Consider the following 19,487-nt stretch of genomic DNA (forward strand, 5'->3'; position numbering starts at 1 on the left):
CGTTGTCAGTTTGGTGTAGACTCGTAAACCTAAATCTTTTTAATTTGGTTTACAAGTCGATTATGACAACGGATGATCTTGCGTTTGACCAACGCCATATCTGGCACCCTTACACTTCCATGACCTCCCCATTGCCGGTGTATCCGGTGGCGCGGGCCGAAGGTTGTGAACTAATTTTAGCCAGCGGTGAGCGGCTCATTGACGGTATGTCATCCTGGTGGGCGGCGATCCACGGTTACAATCATCCGCAGTTGAACACCGCAATGAAAACGCAGATTGACGCCATGTCGCACGTGATGTTTGGCGGCATTACCCATGCCCCGGCCATCGCGCTGTGTCGCCAACTGGTGGACATGACGCCAGAAGCGCTGGAGTGCGTTTTTCTCGCGGATTCAGGTTCGGTCGCGGTGGAAGTGGCGATGAAAATGGCGCTGCAATACTGGCAGGCCAAAGGGGAATCTCGTCAGCGTTTCCTGACATTTCGTAACGGCTATCACGGCGATACCTTCGGCGCGATGTCGGTCTGCGATCCCGACAACTCAATGCACAGTCTGTGGAAAGGGTATCTGCCGGAAAACCTGTTCGCGCCTGCGCCGCAAAGCCGCATGGGCGGCGAGTGGGACGAACTGGACATGGTGCCTTTTGCCCGCCTGATGGCCGCGCATCGTCACGAGATTGCGGCGGTGATCCTCGAGCCAATTGTGCAGGGCGCTGGCGGTATGCGCATATACCATCCTGAGTGGTTAAAGCGTATCCGTAAGATGTGCGACCGGGAAGGCATCCTGCTGATTGCCGATGAGATCGCCACCGGATTTGGCCGCACCGGCAGGCTGTTTGCCTGTGAACACGCCGATATTACGCCGGATATTTTGTGCCTCGGCAAAGCATTAACCGGCGGAACGATGACCCTTTCCGCGACCCTGACCACCCGTCTGGTCGCAGAAACCATCAGCAACGGCGAAGCGGGCTGCTTCATGCACGGTCCGACCTTTATGGGCAATCCGCTGGCTTGTGCCGTCGCCTCCGCCAGCCTGTCGCTACTCAACACCGGCGAGTGGCGCTCGCAGGTCGCGGCCATTGAAGCGCAGTTGCGTACAGAACTCGCCCCGGCAGCAGACTCCAGCCGGGTCGCCGACGTGCGCGTGCTCGGCGCCATCGGCGTGATAGAAACCACCCAGCCGGTAAATATGGCGGCACTACAGAAGTTCTTTGTCGAACAGGGCGTGTGGGTACGACCGTTTGGTAAGCTGATCTATCTGATGCCGCCGTACATTATCCAGCCCGAGCAGTTGCGCCGCCTTACGCAAGCCGTCAATGAGGCTGTGCGCCATGCAACATTTTTTAGCGATTAAACAGCGGTAAGCTATACGGTTTCTGGCTACACTTTTTGGCTAACGAGAGGAGTCAGTATGAAACTAATCAGTAACGATCTGCGCGATGGGGAGAAGCTTGGGCATCGTCACGTCTTTAACGGCATGGGATATGACGGGGATAATATTTCCCCGCATCTGGCATGGGATGATGTGCCCGCCGGGACTAAGAGCTTTGTCGTGACCTGTTACGATCCTGATGCGCCCACCGGCTCCGGCTGGTGGCACTGGGTAGTTGTAAATCTGCCCGCCGATACCCGCGTTCTCACGCAAGGCTTCGGTTCCGGTCTGGTTGCACTGCCGGACGGGGTGATTCAGACCCGTACGGATTTTGGTAAAGCCGGTTATGGTGGCGCAGCGCCGCCGAAGGGGGAAACTCATCGCTATATCTTTACGGTTCACGCGCTGGATGTAGAGCGTATTGATGTCGATGAGGACGCCAGCGGCGCGATGGTTGGATTTAATGTTCACTTCCACTCGCTCGCCAGCGCCTCGATTACGGCGATGTTTAGTTAATCTCTGTTGGGCCGGATGTCGGCTTCGCCTCATCCGGCCTACAAAGCAGATCGTAGGCCTGATAAGACGCCTCAGCGTCGCCATCAGGCAATTTTCTACAGAAATTCGGGCAGCAATTTCAGCAACGTTCCTTGCGCTAACAGTTCGGTCGCGGACTCAATATCCGGGGCGAAAAAGCGATCCTGCGTATAGTGGGCAACCTGCTCGCGTAGCGCCTGGCGCGCCTGCTCCAGCAATGGACTTGAGGTTAACCCTTCACGTAGATCGATTCCCTGACACGCCGCCAGCCACTCGACGGCAATCACGCCGCGCGTATTCGCCGCCATCTCCCACAGCCTGCGACCCGCCGCCGGCGCCATAGACACATGATCCTCCTGGTTGGCGGAGGTCGGTAAGCTGTCTACGCTGTGCGGATGCGCCAGCGCTTTGTTCTCGCTCGCCAGCGCGGCAGCCGTGACTTGCGCAATCATAAAGCCGGAGTTAACTCCACCATTTTTCACCAGGAAAGGCGGCAGTTGCGACATGTGTTTATCCATCATTAACGCAATGCGACGCTCCGATAAGGCCCCGATTTCCGCAATCGCCAGCGCCAGGTTATCCGCCGCCATCGCCACGGGTTCAGCATGGAAGTTGCCGCCTGAAATCACATCGCCTTCTTCGGCAAACACCAGCGGGTTGTCGGAAACCGCGTTGGCTTCCACCAGCAGAACATCCATCACCTGGCGCATTTGCGTCAGACATGCCCCCATCACCTGCGGCTGACAGCGCAGAGAATATGGATCCTGTACTTTTTCACAGTTATGATGCGACTGCGAAAGCGCGCTGGAATCCGTCAACACATGGCGGTACAGCGCCGCGGCGTCAATCTGCCCGCGTTGTCCTCGCGCGGCATGAATCCGCGCGTCAAACGGACGACGGGAGCCCAAAACAGCTTCGGTGGTCAGCGCCCCGCACACCGTCGCGGACGCAAACAGTTCCTGAGCTTCAATTAGCCCACGCAGCGCAAAAGCCGTCGAAGCCTGAGTCCCGTTAAGCAGCGCCAGCCCTTCTTTCGCCTCCAGCGTTATCGGCTCCAGCCCGGCCTTTTTCAGTGCTTCGGTCGCCGGGAGCCATTCCCCCTGCCAGCGCGCCTTCCCTTCACCCAGCAATGTCAGAGACATATGCGCCAACGGCGCCAGGTCACCCGATGCCCCCACTGAGCCTTTCGCCGGGATCAGCGGATACACCTCTGTATTCACCAGCGCAATCAGCGCTTCAATCACGCTCAGGCGAATACCGGAAAAACCGCGCGCCAGGCTGTTGATTTTCAGCACCATAATCAGGCGCACCATCGCGTCGTCCAGCGCCTCGCCGACGCCAGCCGCATGAGAAAGCACCAACGAGCGCTGTAAATTCTGCAAATCTTCTGTGGCGATACGGGTCTGCGCCAGCAGGCCAAAACCGGTATTAATGCCGTATGCCGTACGGCCTTCAGCGACAATGTTATTGACGCAGGCGACGCTTGCATTAATGGCGTCAATTGCGCTGGCATCAAGGCTTAGTTGGACCGGCTGCTGCCAGATGTCACGAAGTTGTGCAAAAGTCAGTTGGCCCGGCGTTAATGTCATGGTATTCATCTCAGCGTTTCCCCTGCGTCGCAGCGACCATCGGCAAATTCAGCCCTTCTTCGACGGCGCATTCCATCGCAATATCATATCCGGCATCAGCGTGGCGCATCACCCCGGTAGCCGGATCGTTATGCAATACCCGGGCAATACGCGCAGCGGCTTCATCGGTGCCATCACAAACAATGACCATCCCGGCATGCTGGGAGAAACCCATTCCCACTCCGCCACCGTGATGCAGTGACACCCACGTCGCGCCGCTGGCGGTGTTAAGCAGCGCATTCAGCAGCGGCCAGTCAGATACGGCGTCAGACCCGTCGCGCATGGCTTCGGTTTCGCGGTTCGGACTGGCAACGGAGCCGGAGTCCAGATGGTCACGGCCAATAACAATTGGCGCGGACACTTCGCCGCTGCGCACCATTTCATTAAACGCCAGCCCCAGCTTCTGTCGCCATTCCAGGCCGACCCAGCAGATACGCGCCGGTAATCCCTGGAAGTTAATCCGCTCACGCGCCATATCCAGCCAGTGATGCAGGTGTTTATCGTCAGCCACGATCTCTTTCACTTTGGCATCGGTTTTATAAATATCCTGCGGATCGCCGGAAAGCGCCACCCAGCGGAACGGGCCAATGCCACGACAGAACAGCGGTCGAATATACGCTGGCACAAAACCGGGGAAATCAAAGGCGTTTTCCACGCCCATCTCTTTGGCCATCTGGCGAATGTTATTGCCGTAATCAAACGTCGGTACGCCCATTTTGCTAAACGCCAGCATCGCTTCGACATGCGTTGCCATTGAGCGTTTCGCCGCCTGCACCGTACCCTGCGGATCGGACACCGCTTTCGCCTGATACTCTTCCCAGCTCCAGCCGGACGGCAGATAACCATGCAGCGGATCGTGGGCGCTGGTCTGGTCGGTCACCATATCCGGGCGCACACCACGCTTCACCAGCTCCGGCACAACGTCGGCGGCGTTCGCGCACAGCGCAATGGAAACCGCTTTCCCTTCGCGGGTGTACTTATCGATACGCGCCAGCGCATCGTCCAGCGATGTCGCCTGCTCGTCCACGTAACGGGTACGCAGACGGAAATCAATGCGGCTTTGCTGACATTCAATATTCAGCGAGCATGCGCCCGCCAGCGTCGCGGCTAACGGCTGCGCCCCGCCCATGCCGCCCAGCCCGGCGGTTAACACCCAGCGTCCACTCAGGTTACCCTGATAATGCTGACGTCCGGCCTCAACGAAGGTTTCATACGTCCCCTGCACGATGCCCTGGCTGCCGATGTAGATCCAACTCCCGGCGGTCATCTGACCGTACATCGCCAGCCCTTTGGCATCCAGCTCGTTAAAGTGTTCCCAGGTTGCCCAGTGCGGAACCAGGTTGGAGTTAGCAATCAGTACGCGCGGGGCATTGTCATGGGTTTTGAACACACCGACCGGTTTACCCGACTGGACCAGCAGGGTCTCATCGCTCTCCAGTTGTGTCAGCGCATTAACGATGGCGTCGTAACACGCCCAGTCACGCGCGGCGCGACCAATCCCGCCGTATACCACCAGCTCATGCGGATTTTCCGCCACGTCGGGATCCAGGTTGTTCATTAACATGCGCAGCGGCGCTTCGGTCAGCCAGCTTTTGGCCGTTAAGGTAGTGCCACGCGGGGCACGAATATCCTGCTGACGATATTTGCTATGGGACATGACAGAAAACTCCTCGCGAACGTCGGATAGATAAGTAACATATACTTGTCTATACAAGTTGCCGCAAGGGTGATTTTAACAATTAAGATACATTTTTATTATATTGCGTCAGCAATCACGGTTTTGGTATCCCGACATCAGGACATAAACCGTCCTTGCAGGCGATAGCGGGAACCCGGAAACAGCAAACGGGCATGAGAGACAATGGATGATGCGGACCAGGTTTTGCGGCGGATCAGCAAGCAGGGATCATGTTCTTTGATTTTCAGCAACGCGCACTCTTCCGCACTGGCGCGTACCGCTTCGACAATGTGCTCACCTTCCGTTAAGGGGGCGATCAGCGACAGGTAAGCGTGAGGCGTGGTCTGGCTGTAATCCTGCGCCAGATACTCCGGCACAATCTCCGCATTCACACAGCGATCTTCAATTTGTACCGGCAAATCGTTCTCGTAGTGCACCATGATGGAGTGAAAAATGGGGGTGCCTTCTTTAACGTTTAACACTAAAGCCTGCTGAGCATTTGCCTGGGTTCTTTCCAGCGTCAGAACCTCACAGCGGTGCTGATGCTGACGCGCGTTGATTTCATCCGCAATACTGCGAATTTCAAACAGCGCAGACTGGCCTTTTGGCTCGGCGACAAACGTCCCCACCCCCTGCAAACGCACCAGCAACCCCTCATCCGTTAACTCACGCAGCGCCCGATTGATGGTCATTCGGCTAAAACCATACTGTGCCACCAGCTCTGCTTCAGACGGGATACGATCGTGAGCTTGCCAGATACCGCTGGCAATCTTTTCGCTGATCTCCTGTTTTACCTTTTCGTAAAAAGGAGCTGGAGCAGAACGGGATGGGAGCATGCGTGTGCCTTCCTTAAGCTGAAATGTGAATGGGTATAGTTTACAGACATTACCCGAACCTGATAAGCGTAACGCCCTCAGGCATGTCAGCGCCACCAGTGCGCGATTTGCCAGCCTAATCGCGCCGCAACGCGTGCCGCTCTGCCATCATCGTCAAAGCGTGGATTAAATTCAACCATATCCACCGCCTGCAGTTTACCGCTACGACAAAGGGGGTCAATCAGCCCCAACAGCGTCGCCAACGGTACACCCAGCGCGGCGGGCGCTGACACCGCGGGCATTTCCCAAACCGGCAGTACGTCAAGGTCGATAGTCAGATAGATGACATCCACGCCAGAGGCAAACTGCGCCAGTTGGGCCTGTGCCGAATCACAGTGCAAATCTTCCACCACGGTGACACCAAGCCGCTGCGCTTCATCCCACAGCGCCTGGGTATTTGCCGCCCGACTGACGCCGATACAGGCATAGTGAAATCCGCGTTGCTGTTCATCGCAAAGGTGCGCCAGCTGGCGAAACGGCGTACCAGATGTGGCCTGTTCGGCATGACGCAAATCGAGATGCGCGTCGAGATTGATGATGCCCACTTTTGCCTGTGGGAACGCATCCAGCACGCCAGCGCCATGGGCAAACGCGGTTTCGTGTCCTCCCCCCAGCACCAGGGTACGCATTTTCGCCTGCTGACAGCGCTGTACCGCCTTGCGTAGCGCTTGCTGCGCGCCCTCAAGATCGGGGGCCTGCGCCACAATATTCCCCAGATCCACCAGCCGCTGATGCCCGTCGTGACTGGCTAAATTCGCCAGCGCTTTACGTAGCGCATCTGGCGCTCCGGCGGCTCCTGTACGCCCCTGATTACGTTTAACGCCTTCATCACAGGCAAAACCAAGTAGCGCTATCTGCTCAGAGTACATTTCCGGTGAAAACGCCGGACTCAGCGTAATCGTCTGAAACAGGCGCAGCGCAGTCGGCGACTCGACGCGGTCATCTCGCCCCTGCCATAGCGCAGGAGAAGCAGGTTGCCAGTTAATCATGCAGGTTGTCCTTTGAATACACGTTGGTAGAGCGGGTTACGCCCAGGCTCATAGAGGATCTCGACCGGGAGTTCGGCATCCCACACCACAAAATCAGCCACAAACCCGGCCTTCAATTGACCGTGAGAGGCATGACGTCCCAGCGCCCGGGCCGCATGACGGGTGACGCCTGCCCACGCTTCTTCCGGCGTTAGGCCAAACTGGACGCAAGCCATATTCATCGCCCAGTGCAGACTGATAAACGGACTGGTGCCAGGGTTGAAGTCGGTCGCCACCGCCATCGGCACCTGATATTGCCGTAACAGCTCTACCGGCGGACGCTGTTGCTCTTTGAGGAAATAGAAAGCGCCGGGCAACAACACCCCAACCGTACCGCTTTGGCTCATCGCCGCCACGCCCGCTTCATCAAGATATTCAATATGGTCAGCGGATAAACCGTGGTAGCGGCTCACCAGTTGGGCGCCGCCGAGCAGTGACAGTTGTTCAACATGCGCTTTGATCGGGACGCCCAGCGCCTGTGCTGCCTGGAACACCCGCTCACTCTGCGCCAGCGTAAAACCGACGCTTTCGCAGAACAGATCGACGGTCTCGAACAGCCCTTGCTCCCACAACTGCGGCAAAATAGTCTCGCATACCAGCGTAATATAGCCGTCAGGATCGCCCCGGTATTCCGCCGGGGTAGCATGGGCAGCCAACAGCGTCGGGCTTATTTCAATCACATCTTCCGCCGCCAGCGCTGCCACCACACGTAATATTTTCTCTTCTGTCTGCAAATCCAGACCATAACCAGACTTTATTTCCAGTAGCGTAACGCCTTCTTTGATTAACCTCTCCATTCTCTGATGCGCTATATGAAGAAGTTGTTCATCAGTGGCGCTACGGGTCGCCGACACGGTGGCATTAATACCGCCCCCCTGGGCGCTTATCTGCTGGTAGGAAACACCGTTAAGCCGCTGCTCCCATTCACCTGCGCGATTTCCGCCAAAAACCAGGTGCGTATGGCAGTCGATCAGGCCAGGCGTCACCAGCCGGCCCTGCAAATCAAAGGTATTGTCATGTGTGAGGTATAACGAAGACTCCGGCACAATAGCGCGAATCTTACCCTGGCGGACGATCAACGCATGTCCATCCACCAGCCCATACGGGTTATCACGTTCAGGATCCATGGTCGCCAGGCGAACATTGCGCCAGATAACATCATCAGGGAAGAATTGCTGCATTTGACTCACCACTTGTCATAGGTTGTATAGACATTTATTTTTGATTCAGCGGATGTTGTCAACCTGGATGAGCATAATTGTTATCTATTTGTGATATAAGGTCTCTCCGCGCCGGGCATTACGGCGATAAAAAAGAACTTTTTACCTTTTAACCTTCCCGTTTCGCTCAACTTAGTATAAAAAAGCAGGCTTCAATGGATAACTTTCAAAGCCCGGAGCAACCTGTGAACATATCATCAGTTTCCCGTCTGGCGCTGGCAATGGCTTTTGGCGTGACGCTGACCGCCTGTAGCTCTACACCGCCCGATCAAATTCCTTCCGATCAGACCGCGCCTGGCACCGCTTCGCGCCCGATTCTGTCGGCCAATGAAGCGAAAAACTTCGTCGCCGCGCACTATTTTTCCGCGCTGACGCCAAACACCGCGCCGTGGAGCCCTTCTGCTATTACTTTGCCCGCGCAGCCTGACTTTGTCGTTGGCCCGGCAGGTACCCAGGGCGTGACGCATACCAGCATTCAGGCCGCGGTTGATGCGGCAATCATCAAACGTACCAACAAACGTCAGTACATCGCGATCATGCCGGGCGAATATCAGGGCACGGTCTATATCCCGGCAGCGACAGGTAGCCTGACGCTTTACGGTACTGGCGAAAAACCGCTGGATGTGAAAATTGGCCAGGCCATTGACGGTGATATGAGCACCACTGACTGGCGTCGTACGGTGAACCCGGGCGGTAAATATATGCCGGGCAAACCAGCGTGGTATATGTTTGATAATTGCCAGAGCAAGCGCGGCACCAATATTGGCGTGATGTGTTCTGCGGTCGTTTGGTCGCAAAATAACGGTCTGCAATTGCAGAACCTGACCATTGAAAACAACCTCGGTGATAGCGTTGATGCAGGGAACCATCCGGCAGTCGCACTGCGTACCGATGGCGATAAAGTACAGATCAACAACGTCAACATTCTGGGTCGCCAGAACACCTTCTTCGTGACCAATAGCGGCGTACAAAACCGTCTGGAAAACGATCGTCAGCCGCGTACGCTGGTGACGAACAGCTACATTGAAGGCGATGTGGATATCGTGTCTGGTCGTGGCGCGGTGGTATTCGATAACACCGATTTCCGCGTTGTGAACTCCCGAACCCAGCAGGAAGCGTACGTGTTTGCACCGGCTACCCTGTCAAACATCTACTACGGTTTCCTGGCTATCAATAGCCGCTTCACGGCAAGTGGTGATGGCGTGGCGCAGTTGGGCCGCTCGCTGGATGTTGATTCTAACACCAATGGACAGGTGGTTATTCGCGACAGCGTGATTAACGAAGGCTTTAACATGGCGAAACCGTGGGCTGACAGCGTTATCTCAAAACATCCCTTTACCGGTAATACCGGCGCGGAAGATGATAAAGGCGAAATCCAGCGTAACCTGAACGACACTAACTTCAACCGCATGTGGGAATACAACAACCGCGGTATTGGTAGCAAAGTGGTTGCAGAGCCTAAGCAGTAATTGCCATTTTCTGATGTAAACCCGGCAGACTCATGCTCTGCCGGGCAATGTGCCGGATACTCATCCGGCATTAGACGCAATATTAGTACGCGTTAACCACCACCCACATCGGGCCTTGTCCTACCGCGTAACGACCTTTCTCCGTCAGCAACCCTTGTTCGCCAGCAATCTCGTATACCGCGATGTGATGAGATTTTTGCCCGGCGGCAATCAGGTATTTACCGCTGTGGTCGATATTAAAACCGCGTGGTTGCGTTTCGGTCGGCTGGAAGCCTTCTTTAGTCAGCACGCTTCCGTCTTCTGAGACGCTAAACACCGTAATCAGACTGGCGGTACGATCGCAGGCATACAAATGACGACCATCCGGCGTAATATGAATATCTGCCGCCCATCGGGTATCGGAGAAATCAGCAGGCATCATATCCAGCGTCTGTACGCATTCAATTTTGCCGTGCGGATCTTTCAGTTCCCAGACGTCAACAGAGCTGTTCAGCTCATTCACGCAATAGGCGTATTGCTTATTCGGATGGAACACCATATGACGCGGACCCGCGCCTTCCACGGTGGTCACTTCTGCCGGCTCCTGCGCGACCAGATGACCATCATCACTGACGTCAAACAGACAGATACGATCCTGTTTCAATGCCGGAACCCACAGAGTACGGTTATCCGGAGAGATGTTGGCCGAGTGGCAACCATCCAGACCGTCAACCACATCCAGGAGCTCCACCGGCAGACCATTTTCCAGACGCGTGACGCTGACGCTGCCCGCATTATAGGAACCGACAAACACGAAGCGCCCCTGATGATCGGTAGAAATATGCGTCGGACTACCCGGCAGCGCAGACTCCGCAACAAAGGTCAGCGCACCATCATCAGGCGCAATACGATATGCCAGAACACGAAACTCCGGACGCACACCGACATAGAGATAGCGCTTATCCGGGCTGACGACCATCGGCTGTACCTGACCCGGTACATCAACCACCTGGGTCAGCGTCAAAGACCCATCGTGATTCAGGCTCCAGACATGAATTTGCTGACTCTCAGGACTGGCGGTATAAACGGTTTGTTTCATGAATACTCCTTTGCTTGTTGGCAGGTGGCTGCAATTGCCCGACACACGCCTAAGGTAGACGCTTTTAACGGTGAATGCTTAATCAAGACTCAGAATTTTGTCCGGCTCCCGTCTCGGTGTACCATTCCAGCAGACACAATTCTCAACCTTAATCTGGAAAAACCTATGACCGCACGCGTGATTGCCCTGGATTTAGACGGTACCTTACTGACCCCGAAAAAGACCTTGTTGCCATCCTCTCTTGAAGCGCTCTCACGCGCCAGAGAAGCAGGCTACCAACTTATCATTGTCACAGGTCGCCATCACGTTGCTATTCATCCTTTTTATCAGGCACTGGCGCTGGATACACCTGCAATTTGCTGCAACGGCACTTACTTGTATGATTATCATGCAAAAAAGGTACTGGAATCCGATCCTCTCCCGGTTGACCAGGCATTGCTGCTGATCGAAATGCTGGATGAACATCAAATTCATGGACTGATGTATGTTGACGAGGCCATGCTGTATGAGCGTCCGACCGGGCATGTGGTGCGTACCGCTAACTGGGCGCAAACGCTACCGCCGGAACAGCGCCCAACCTTCACCCAGGTTCCTTCGCTGGCGCAGGCCGCGCATGATGTCAACGCCGTGTGGAAATTTGCCCTGACCGACGAAGATATTCCAAAACTGCAGCAGTTTGGTAAAGACGTTGAACAACAACTGGGGCTGGAGTGTGAATGGTCCTGGCATGATCAAGTCGACATTGCCCGTAAAGGTAACAGCAAAGGGCGACGTCTTACTCAGTGGATCGAAGCGCAGGGTGGGTCAATGGAAAATGTGATCGCCTTTGGCGACAACTTTAACGATATCAGCATGCTGGAAGCCGCAGGCACCGGCGTGGCGATGGGTAACGCTGATGACGCGGTCAAAGCCCGCGCCAACATCGTGATTGGTGACAATACCACCGACAGCATTGCGAAGTTTATCTACACCCACCTGCTGTAATCAGGCGGTGATCGACACGCTCTTAATTTGCGCGTACAGCCACAGGCCAGGTTTGATGCCAAGCTCATCCCTGGCCCATGGGCTGATCCTCGCCCACAGCGTTTTCCCGCCCACCTCAAGCTGCACTTCCACCTGACCGTTATCGTCATAGCACTGGGCGACCTTCGCACGCAGTATGTTACGAATACTGGTCTGCTGCGGCGGCTGGAGTACCAGCGAAACATCAGACGCCTGAATGCGAATGCGCAGCACGGATTGCAGCGGCTGCTCAAGCTTGTTGACCCACAGATGCTGATCGCCCAGCGCCAGCGCGGTCATCGCATAGTGAGGATGATGCTCCAGCACGCTGACTTTCAGAATGCTGCTCTGCTGTTCTTTCGGCAGCCAGGGATGCATTACGCTACTCCCCCAGACGTCCTCCAGCGAACCAAATGCTTTGACCTGCCCGTTTTCCAGCACCATCACTTTGTCTGCCAGGTGCAAAATTTCATCAAGCGAGTGGCTGACATACAGCATCGGAATATTAATTTCACGCGCCAGACGTTGCAGATAAGGTAGCAGTTCGCGTTTGCGCGGAATATCCAGTGAGGCTAACGGTTCATCAAGCAGCAATAACTCTGGCGCGGTAAGCAGCGCCCGACCAATAGCAACGCGCTGTTTTTCGCCGCCGGAAAGACTTCCCGGTAGGCGATCGAGCAGCGGTTCAATGCCCAGCAGCGCCACCAGCTTATCAAACTGCCCGGCCATGCTTTTCGCCATACCGTAACGCAGGTTACCGCGCACCTTATAATGGGGAAACAGACGCGCATCCTGGAATACATAGCCCACCCGACGCTTTTCAGGCGTTAAGCAGATTCCGTTTTCAACATCGTTTAACACCCGACCGTTAAGCACAATACGTCCGGACTGCGGCTGCGTCAGACCGCTGATAGCGTTAATCAGCGACGTTTTTCCCGCGCCGGAGACACCAAAAATAGCGGTAATCCCACTGGCAGGCAGCGTTTCGTTGAGCGTCAGGCAATGGGTTCCCAGCGTCTGGGAGAAGTTAAGTTCCAGCATGATTATCGCCCCGTCCGCTCACGGCTAATACGCGCCAACCATTCAGAAATCAGCAGTGAAATCAGCGCCAACACAATAGAAATAATGCATAACCTTGCCGCTGCGCTTTCGCCGCCAGGCGTTTGGATCAGGGTATACATCGCCGAGGGGATAGTGCGGGTTTCGCCAGGAATATTGGAGACAAAGGTAATCGTTGCGCCGAATTCCCCGAGGGAACGCGCGAAAGCCAGCACCGTCCCGACAATAATGCCGGGCAACATCAGCGGTAAGGTAATGGTCATGAATACGCGCCAGCGTCCGGCCCCGAGCGTTCGGGCCGCCTGCTCCAGCTTGACGTCGACGCCTTCCAGTGCCAGACGAATTGCCCGTACCATAAGAGGGAAAGACATCACCGCCGCAGCCAGCACCGCACCGCGCCAGCTAAAGGCAAAGGTGATGCCAAACCAGTCATACAGCCGCTCACCGATAAATCCGCGCCGCCCCATGGCGACTAACAGCAGATACCCCACCACCACCGGCGGCAGCACCAACGGCAAATGCAGAACGCTGTCGAGCAGCGCTTTACCCGGGAAGGTGCATCGCACAAGCAGCCAGGCAAAGAAGATCCCAAACGGCAGACTAAACAACACGGCCAGGGAAGAAACTTTCAGGCTCAGTATGACGGCCTGCCATTCAGGATCGGTCAGTATCATTACTTGGTCGTAAATCCATAACGTTTAAAAATTTCAGCAGCCTGCGGTCCTTTCAGGTAATCATAGAACGCGCTGACCGTTGCGTTTTTGTGCCCATCAACAATCGCGATAGGGTATTCCACTTTTTTGTGTGAATCTTCCGGGAAGGTCGCGACAACCTTGACGCCTTTGCTGGCGACAGCATCGGAACCATAGACGATCCCCAGCGGCGCTTCGTTACGTTCTACCAGCGCCAGCGCACCGCGAACGTCTTCCGCAGGTGCCAGTTTCGGCGCCAGAGTATCCCATGCGCCCAATTTTTGCAGTGCTTCCTTGGCATAAATGCCTGCCGGAACATGTTCCGGATCGCCGACAGCCAGGCGTCCACCATTCAGCAGACGGGTCCAGTTGGTTTTACTGTCGATAGTAAAGTCTTGCTGGGCGCTGGCTTTCGGCGCCACCACCACCAGACTGTTGCCTAACAGCGTTGCACGCGTGGCGGTATCCATCGATTTTTTATCGACCGCATAATCCATCCATTTCTGATCGGCAGAAATAAACAGGTCAGCAGGCGCGCCTGCTTCTATCTGACGCGCCAGCGTAGAAGAAGAGGCAAAAGAGGAGACGACGTCAACGTTCTTCTCTTTTTTGTATTGCGTCGCAATATCCTGCATCGCGTTGGTGAGCGAAGCCGCTGCGAATACCGTGATTTTCCCTTCATCCGCCAATGCATGTCCTGCGACAGAAAGAGAAAGCGTCGCCCCTGCAAACAAGCGTAACCATGTGCGTGCCATCTGTAGCTCCTTTGAGTTTCGTTATGTACGCGCAAATATAACGGTTAAGCCAGAATTTTCCCAGCGGTTATTGATACCAATTAGAGGTTACGCCATGAAAATATCGGCACGAGAAGCAGGATCTTGAGAAACTGTTGCCAGAGAAAACGGGCTGAAAGGCAAAAATATAAACGCCCGACTGAGCGGGCGTTTGGGGAATCAATGATTCTGTTTGGACTGGTCTTTCTGACCGATACCGGAAAAAATGTTGAACACTTCACCCAGTCCGTAAATCAGACCCAGAATGATGGCCATCACCACAGGTACCATGATTACGGCGAATACCAGACTTTTCAATAACTCTAACATGGTCAACTCCAGATATAGTCCTTAGTTGTATTCTAACCACATCACGCAGAAAAGCACTCCCCTTTTGTGCGGTTGGCTTTGCGCGCACGCGGTTTTCCGTCACAATACCCTTTTTTGCCAGGAGCTTGTGATGCAGGCCGAAATCCTTCTTACGCTGAAACTTCAGCAAAAACTGTTTGCCGATCCCCGTCGCATTTCTCTGCTTAAGCACATTGCGCTTTCCGGCTCCATCAGTCAGGGCGCGAAGGATGCGGGTATCAGTTATAAAAGCGCCTGGGACGCGATTAACGAAATGAACCAGCTCAGTGAGCAAACGCTGGTTGAGCGGGCCACCGGCGGTAAAGGCGGCGGCGGCGCGGTGTTGACGCGTTACGGCCAGCGTCTGATCCAACTGTATGATTTGCTCGCACAAATTCAACAAAAAGCGTTTGATGTGTTGAGCGATGACGATGCGCTGCCGCTCAATAGCCTGCTGGCAGCCATTTCCCGCTTTTCACTGCAAACCAGCGCCCGTAACCAATGGTTTGGCACGATTACCGCTCGCGACCACGACCAGGTTCAGCAGCATGTCGATGTCCTGTTGGCCGATGGCGAAACGCGTCTGAAAGTCGCGATTACTGCGCAAAGCGGTGAGCGTTTGGGTCTTGAGGAAGGCAAAGAAGTATTAATTCTGTTGAAAGCACCGTGGGTAGGCATTACCCAGGACGAGGCTATCGCTCAGGCCGCTGATAATCAGTTGCATGGAACGATTAGTCATATCGAACGCGGCGCAGAACAATGTGAGGTGTTAATGACGTTGCCAGACGGCCAGACGCTGTGTGCGACGCTGCCAGTGGAGCAGACTCACGCTTTAGCGGAAGGTGCTAACGCAACAGCATATTTTAATGCTGACAAAGTGATTATTGCGACGCTGTGCTGAGTTAATTGACATTAGCCTGAAGAACACGTATCCCTGTCATTAATTGCTGCAAATAATGGGATACAAAATGTCATCATTGCAAATTTCGCAAGGCACGTTTCGTCTTAGCGACACAAAAACGCTCCAGTTAGATGCGTTGACATTACACGCGGGTGATAGCTGGGCGTTTGTGGGCTCTAACGGCAGCGGGAAATCCGCGCTGGCCCGTGCGCTGGCAGGAGAATTGCCGCTACTGAAAGGTGAGCGTCACTGTCAGTTTACACGTATTACCCGACTCTCCTTCGAGCAGCTACAAAAGCTGGTCAGCGACGAGTGGCAGCGAAACAACACCGATCTTCTCAGCCCCGGTGAAGATGACACCGGGCGTACCACCGCAGAAATCATTCAGGATGAGGTCAACGACCCCACTCGCTGCGCTGCGCTGGCGCAGCAGTTTGGTATTTCTTCCCTGCTCAACAGGCGTTTCAAATACCTTTCCACCGGTGAAACACGCAAAACCCTGCTCTGTCAGGCGTTAATGTCCGCACCGGATTTACTGATCCTTGATGAGCCTTTTGACGGGCTGGACGTGGCGTCCCGTCGCCAGTTAGCAGAACTGCTCGCTGAACTGCACCAGACCGGTTTTACGCTGGTACTGGTGCTTAACCGCTTTGATGAGATTCCCGAGTTCGTGCAATTTGCCGGCGTACTTGCCGATTGCACGTTGACTGAAACCGGCGCAAAAGCAGACCTTCTGCAACAGGCATTAATCGCTCAACTTGCCCATAGTGAACGCCTGGAAGGCATCCAATTACCCGAGCCGGACGAGCCTTCGGTCCGTCGCACGCTGTCCGATAACGAGCCGCGTATTGTGCTTAACGATGGCACTGTCTCGTATAACGATCGCCCTATCCTGCATCATCTGAGCTGGCAGGTAAATCCGGGGGAACACTGGCAGATCGTCGGCCCCAACGGGGCGGGAAAATCAACCCTACTGAGTTTAATCACCGGCGATCACCCCCAGGGTTACAGCAACGATTTAACGCTGTTTGGCCGCCGTCGGGGTAGTGGTGAAACTATCTGGGATATTAAAAAACACATCGGCTACGTCAGCAGTAGCCTGCATCTCGATTACCGGGTCAGTACGACGGTACGCAACGTGATTCTCTCCGGCTACTTTGACTCAATCGGCATCTATCAGGCCGTCTCTGACAGACAGCACAAACTGGTCCAGCAGTGGCTGGATATTCTGGGCATGGATAAACGTACCGCGGATGCGCCGTTCCACAGTCTTTCCTGGGGACAGCAACGGCTGGCGTTGATTGTGCGTGCGCTGGTTAAACACCCGACTTTGTTAATCCTCGACGAGCCTTTGCAAGGCCTGGACCCGCTCAATCGCCAACTGATTCGTCGGTTTGTGGATGTACTGATCGGTGAAGGCGAAACCCAACTGCTGTTTGTCTCCCACCATGCAGAAGACGCCCCGGCCTGCATTACCCATCGACTGGAGTTTGTGCCCGAGGGCGATGTCTACGCCTATCAACAAACCTCTCTGCGTTAATTTTCATTTGAGGGCGTTTAACACGCCCTTTTTTCTGCATTTTTTTCAGATAAACTCCGAGATAACAACTTAACCTGATGATTTAAAATAAAATAACCAATGCAAACGAGTGAAAACATCACCGTGTAAACGATTCCACTAATTTATTCCATGTCACACTTTTCGCATCTTTGGTATGCTATGTTTATTGCATACCATAGGCTTAACGGAGCGAATTATGAGAGTATTGGTTACAGGTGGTAGCGGTTACATAGGAAGCCACACTTGCGTGCAGTTGCTTAAAAACGGTCACGAGGTGGTGATCCTGGATAACCTCTGCAACAGCAAGCGCAGCGTTCTGCCCGTCATCGAGCGCTTAGGCGGCAAGCACCCGACTTTCGTGGAAGGGGATATTCGTAACGAAGCGCTGATAACCGAAATTCTGCACGATCATGCCATTGACACGGTCATCCATTTTGCCGGTTTAAAAGCCGTTGGCGAGTCCGTTGCCAAGCCGCTGGAATACTATGACAACAACGTCAACGGGACGCTGCGTCTGGTAAATGCCATGCGCGCCGCCAACGTGAAAAACTTCATTTTCAGCTCCTCCGCGACCGTCTATGGCGATCAACCGCAAATTCCTTACGTTGAAAGTTTCCCCACCGGCACACCACAAAGCCCGTATGGCAAAAGTAAGCTGATGGTTGAACAGATCCTGACCGATCTGCAAAAAGCACAGCCCGACTGGAGTATCGCCTTACTGCGCTACTTCAACCCGGTTGGCGCGCATCCGTCAGGCGATATGGGTGAAGACCCGCAAGGTATTCCAAACAACCTGATGCCTTACATAGCACAGGTTGCCGTTGGCCGCCGCGAGTCCCTTGCCATATTTGGCAACGACTACCCTACCGAAGATGGCACCGGCGTTCGCGACTATATCCACGTCATGGATCTCGCAGATGGCCACGTCGCCGCGATGGAAAAACTGGCGGGCAAACAGGGCGTGCATATTTACAACCTCGGGGCGGGCATCGGCAGCAGCGTGCTGGATGTGGTCAACGCCTTCAGTAAAGCCTGCGGTAAACCGGTGAATTACCATTTTGCCCCGCGTCGTGATGGCGATCTTCCGGCCTACTGGGCAGATGCCAGTAAAGCCGATCGCGAGCTCAACTGGCGCGTAACTCGCACCCTGGATGAAATGGCGCAAGACACCTGGCACTGGCAATCACGCCATCCGCAGGGATATACGGATTAAGGATCAATCATGACGCAATTCAATCCTGTCGATCATCCACACCGCCGTTTTAACCCGCTCACCGGGCAGTGGATCCTCGTCTCACCGCATCGTGCAAAACGCCCCTGGCAAGGGGCGCAGGAAACACCATCTAAGCAGGTTCTACCCGCACATGACCCGGACTGCTTCCTGTGTGCAGGCAATACACGTGTTACCGGCGATAAAAACCCGGATTACACCGGGACCTATGTTTTTACTAACGACTTTGCCGCGCTGATGTCCGATACCCCGGACGCGCCGGACAGCCACGATCCGTTAATGCGCTGTCAGAGCGCGCGCGGTACCAGCCGCGTGATTTGCTTTTCGCCCGATCACAGCAAAACGCTGCCGGAACTCAGCGTGCCTGCGCTAACAGAAATCGTGAAAACGTGGCAGGAACAGACGGCAGATTTAGGTAAAACCTATCCCTGGGTGCAGGTCTTTGAGAATAAAGGCGCGGCAATGGGGTGTTCGAACCCCCATCCCCACGGACAGATTTGGGCCAATAGCTTTCTGCCCAACGAAGCTGAACGTGAAGATCGCCTGCAAAAAGCGTACTTCGCCGAACAGGGCGCGCCGATGCTCCTTGATTACGTCCAGCGTGAACTGGCTGATGGTAGCCGTACGGTCGTTGAAACAGAACACTGGCTGGCAGTCGTGCCCTATTGGGCGGCATGGCCGTTCGAAACGCTGCTGCTGCCAAAAGCGCATGTCCTGCGTATCACCGATTTGACCGACGAACAGCGCGCTGATCTGGCGCTGGCGTTGAAAAAACTGACCAGTCGTTACGACAACCTGTTCCAGTGCTCATTCCCCTACTCCATGGGCTGGCACGGCGCACCGTTTAACGGTGAAGAAAACCAACACTGGCAGTTGCACGCACACTTTTATCCGCCGCTGCTGCGTTCGGCAACCGTGCGCAAATTTATGGTCGGTTACGAAATGCTGGCGGAAACCCAGCGCGACCTGACAGCAGAACAAGCGGCTGAACGACTGCGTGCGGTCAGCGACATCCATTTTCGCGAATCCGGAGTTTAAAT

The 19,487-nt window shown here is 54.9% G+C and carries 18 protein-coding genes; 8 read left to right on the forward strand and 10 right to left on the reverse strand.

Annotated elements, in window-relative coordinates:
* Nucleotides 1-62: 62 nt before the first annotated feature.
* Together bioA and M4I31_RS15745 are read left to right on the forward strand one after the other, a co-directional pair.
* Nucleotides 63-1,352 (forward strand): adenosylmethionine--8-amino-7-oxononanoate transaminase, encoded by a 1,290-nt coding sequence (gene bioA / locus M4I31_RS15740; RefSeq protein WP_085047475.1) that lies wholly within the window; start codon nucleotides 63-65, stop codon nucleotides 1,350-1,352.
* Nucleotides 1,353-1,409: 57 nt separating this feature from the next.
* Nucleotides 1,410-1,886 (forward strand): kinase inhibitor, encoded by a 477-nt coding sequence (locus tag M4I31_RS15745; protein WP_038639028.1) that lies wholly within the window; start codon nucleotides 1,410-1,412, stop codon nucleotides 1,884-1,886.
* 95 nt (nucleotides 1,887-1,981) lie between these two features.
* Here M4I31_RS15745 and hutH read toward each other — a convergent pair whose 3' ends face one another.
* The 5 genes from hutH to hutI all read right to left on the reverse strand — a co-directional run bounded on the left by hutH (nucleotide 1,982) and on the right by hutI (nucleotide 8,294).
* Nucleotides 1,982-3,502 (reverse strand): histidine ammonia-lyase, encoded by a 1,521-nt coding sequence (gene hutH / locus M4I31_RS15750; RefSeq protein WP_085047476.1) that lies wholly within the window; start codon nucleotides 3,500-3,502, stop codon nucleotides 1,982-1,984.
* 1 nt (nucleotide 3,503) lies between these two features.
* On the reverse strand, nucleotides 3,504-5,189 hold the full coding sequence (gene hutU / locus M4I31_RS15755) for a urocanate hydratase (RefSeq protein WP_085047477.1): 1,686 nt from the start codon (nucleotides 5,187-5,189) through the stop codon (nucleotides 3,504-3,506).
* A 137-nt stretch (nucleotides 5,190-5,326) separates the two neighbouring features.
* On the reverse strand, nucleotides 5,327-6,046 hold the full coding sequence (locus M4I31_RS15760; protein WP_038639017.1) for a histidine utilization repressor: 720 nt from the start codon (nucleotides 6,044-6,046) through the stop codon (nucleotides 5,327-5,329).
* Between the two features lie 86 nt (nucleotides 6,047-6,132).
* Nucleotides 6,133-7,074, reverse strand: a complete 942-nt coding sequence (gene hutG / locus M4I31_RS15765) for a formimidoylglutamase (protein ID WP_085047478.1) — start codon at nucleotides 7,072-7,074, stop codon at nucleotides 6,133-6,135.
* Nucleotides 7,071-8,294: an imidazolonepropionase gene (gene hutI, locus M4I31_RS15770; RefSeq protein ID WP_085047479.1), complete on the reverse strand. Its 1,224-nt coding sequence runs from the start codon at nucleotides 8,292-8,294 to the stop codon at nucleotides 7,071-7,073. Before hutI ends, hutG begins: the two co-directional genes overlap by 4 nt.
* 224 nt (nucleotides 8,295-8,518) lie before the next feature.
* Here hutI and M4I31_RS15775 point away from each other — a divergent pair, with 224 nt between their 5' ends.
* The gene (locus M4I31_RS15775; RefSeq protein WP_085047761.1) at nucleotides 8,519-9,802 is read left to right on the forward strand and encodes a putative acyl-CoA thioester hydrolase; all 1,284 of its coding nucleotides are present in this window, start codon (nucleotides 8,519-8,521) and stop codon (nucleotides 9,800-9,802) included.
* Nucleotides 9,803-9,884: 82 nt separating this feature from the next.
* Here M4I31_RS15775 and pgl read toward each other — a convergent pair whose 3' ends face one another.
* On the reverse strand, nucleotides 9,885-10,880 hold the full coding sequence (gene pgl / locus M4I31_RS15780) for a 6-phosphogluconolactonase (RefSeq protein ID WP_038639009.1): 996 nt from the start codon (nucleotides 10,878-10,880) through the stop codon (nucleotides 9,885-9,887).
* A 165-nt stretch (nucleotides 10,881-11,045) separates the two neighbouring features.
* Here pgl and M4I31_RS15785 point away from each other — a divergent pair, with 165 nt between their 5' ends.
* Entirely contained in the window at nucleotides 11,046-11,864 is an 819-nt protein-coding gene (locus tag M4I31_RS15785; RefSeq protein ID WP_085047480.1) for a pyridoxal phosphatase, read from the forward strand.
* Here M4I31_RS15785 and modC read toward each other — a convergent pair whose 3' ends face one another.
* The 4 genes from modC to M4I31_RS15805 form a co-directional block, all read right to left on the reverse strand.
* Nucleotides 11,865-12,923 (reverse strand): molybdenum ABC transporter ATP-binding protein ModC, encoded by a 1,059-nt coding sequence (modC, locus tag M4I31_RS15790; protein ID WP_038638999.1) that lies wholly within the window; start codon nucleotides 12,921-12,923, stop codon nucleotides 11,865-11,867.
* Between the two features lie 2 nt (nucleotides 12,924-12,925).
* The gene (gene modB / locus M4I31_RS15795; RefSeq protein WP_038638996.1) at nucleotides 12,926-13,615 is read right to left on the reverse strand and encodes a molybdate ABC transporter permease subunit; all 690 of its coding nucleotides are present in this window, start codon (nucleotides 13,613-13,615) and stop codon (nucleotides 12,926-12,928) included.
* Nucleotides 13,615-14,388: a molybdate ABC transporter substrate-binding protein gene (modA, locus tag M4I31_RS15800; RefSeq protein WP_085047481.1), complete on the reverse strand. Its 774-nt coding sequence runs from the start codon at nucleotides 14,386-14,388 to the stop codon at nucleotides 13,615-13,617. The genes modB and modA overlap by 1 nt, the downstream gene beginning before the upstream one ends.
* Nucleotides 14,389-14,586: 198 nt before the next feature.
* Nucleotides 14,587-14,736 carry an AcrZ family multidrug efflux pump-associated protein gene (locus M4I31_RS15805; protein WP_085047482.1) on the reverse strand — a complete coding sequence of 50 codons (150 nt, stop codon included), beginning with the start codon at nucleotides 14,734-14,736 and terminating at the stop codon, nucleotides 14,587-14,589.
* A gap of 130 nt (nucleotides 14,737-14,866) precedes the next feature.
* Here M4I31_RS15805 and modE point away from each other — a divergent pair, with 130 nt between their 5' ends.
* From modE to galT, 4 genes are all read left to right on the forward strand, one after another.
* Nucleotides 14,867-15,655, forward strand: a complete 789-nt coding sequence (gene modE, locus M4I31_RS15810; RefSeq protein ID WP_085047483.1) for a molybdenum-dependent transcriptional regulator — start codon at nucleotides 14,867-14,869, stop codon at nucleotides 15,653-15,655.
* 67 nt (nucleotides 15,656-15,722) lie between these two features.
* On the forward strand, nucleotides 15,723-17,195 hold the full coding sequence (gene modF / locus M4I31_RS15815) for a molybdate ABC transporter ATP-binding protein ModF (protein WP_085047484.1): 1,473 nt from the start codon (nucleotides 15,723-15,725) through the stop codon (nucleotides 17,193-17,195).
* A gap of 217 nt (nucleotides 17,196-17,412) precedes the next feature.
* Nucleotides 17,413-18,429, forward strand: a complete 1,017-nt coding sequence (galE, locus tag M4I31_RS15820) for a UDP-glucose 4-epimerase GalE (RefSeq protein WP_038638984.1) — start codon at nucleotides 17,413-17,415, stop codon at nucleotides 18,427-18,429.
* Between the two features lie 9 nt (nucleotides 18,430-18,438).
* Entirely contained in the window at nucleotides 18,439-19,485 is a 1,047-nt protein-coding gene (galT, locus tag M4I31_RS15825; protein WP_038638980.1) for a galactose-1-phosphate uridylyltransferase, read from the forward strand.
* Nucleotides 19,486-19,487: the final 2 nt, after the last annotated feature.

It is taken from the genome of Citrobacter sp. XT1-2-2 (assembly GCF_023516235.1).
In the GTDB taxonomy this organism is placed as follows: domain Bacteria; phylum Pseudomonadota; class Gammaproteobacteria; order Enterobacterales; family Enterobacteriaceae; genus Citrobacter; species Citrobacter werkmanii.

Coding starts and splice junctions, on each gene's coding strand:
- pgl (WP_038639009.1), bottom strand. CDS start 10,880: ATGAAACAAACCGTTTATACCGCCAGTCCTGAGAGTCAGCAAATTCAT.
- M4I31_RS15745 (WP_038639028.1), top strand. CDS start 1,410: ATGAAACTAATCAGTAACGATCTGCGCGATGGGGAGAAGCTTGGGCAT.
- modB (WP_038638996.1), bottom strand. CDS start 13,615: ATGATACTGACCGATCCTGAATGGCAGGCCGTCATACTGAGCCTGAAA.
- hutU (WP_085047477.1), bottom strand. CDS start 5,189: ATGTCCCATAGCAAATATCGTCAGCAGGATATTCGTGCCCCGCGTGGC.
- galT (WP_038638980.1), top strand. CDS start 18,439: ATGACGCAATTCAATCCTGTCGATCATCCACACCGCCGTTTTAACCCG.
- M4I31_RS15805 (WP_085047482.1), bottom strand. CDS start 14,736: ATGTTAGAGTTATTGAAAAGTCTGGTATTCGCCGTAATCATGGTACCT.
- galE (WP_038638984.1), top strand. CDS start 17,413: ATGAGAGTATTGGTTACAGGTGGTAGCGGTTACATAGGAAGCCACACT.
- modA (WP_085047481.1), bottom strand. CDS start 14,388: ATGGCACGCACATGGTTACGCTTGTTTGCAGGGGCGACGCTTTCTCTT.
- hutH (WP_085047476.1), bottom strand. CDS start 3,502: ATGAATACCATGACATTAACGCCGGGCCAACTGACTTTTGCACAACTT.
- M4I31_RS15785 (WP_085047480.1), top strand. CDS start 11,046: ATGACCGCACGCGTGATTGCCCTGGATTTAGACGGTACCTTACTGACC.
- M4I31_RS15760 (WP_038639017.1), bottom strand. CDS start 6,046: ATGCTCCCATCCCGTTCTGCTCCAGCTCCTTTTTACGAAAAGGTAAAA.
- hutI (WP_085047479.1), bottom strand. CDS start 8,294: ATGCAGCAATTCTTCCCTGATGATGTTATCTGGCGCAATGTTCGCCTG.
- modF (WP_085047484.1), top strand. CDS start 15,723: ATGTCATCATTGCAAATTTCGCAAGGCACGTTTCGTCTTAGCGACACA.
- modE (WP_085047483.1), top strand. CDS start 14,867: ATGCAGGCCGAAATCCTTCTTACGCTGAAACTTCAGCAAAAACTGTTT.
- bioA (WP_085047475.1), top strand. CDS start 63: ATGACAACGGATGATCTTGCGTTTGACCAACGCCATATCTGGCACCCT.
- hutG (WP_085047478.1), bottom strand. CDS start 7,074: ATGATTAACTGGCAACCTGCTTCTCCTGCGCTATGGCAGGGGCGAGAT.
- modC (WP_038638999.1), bottom strand. CDS start 12,923: ATGCTGGAACTTAACTTCTCCCAGACGCTGGGAACCCATTGCCTGACG.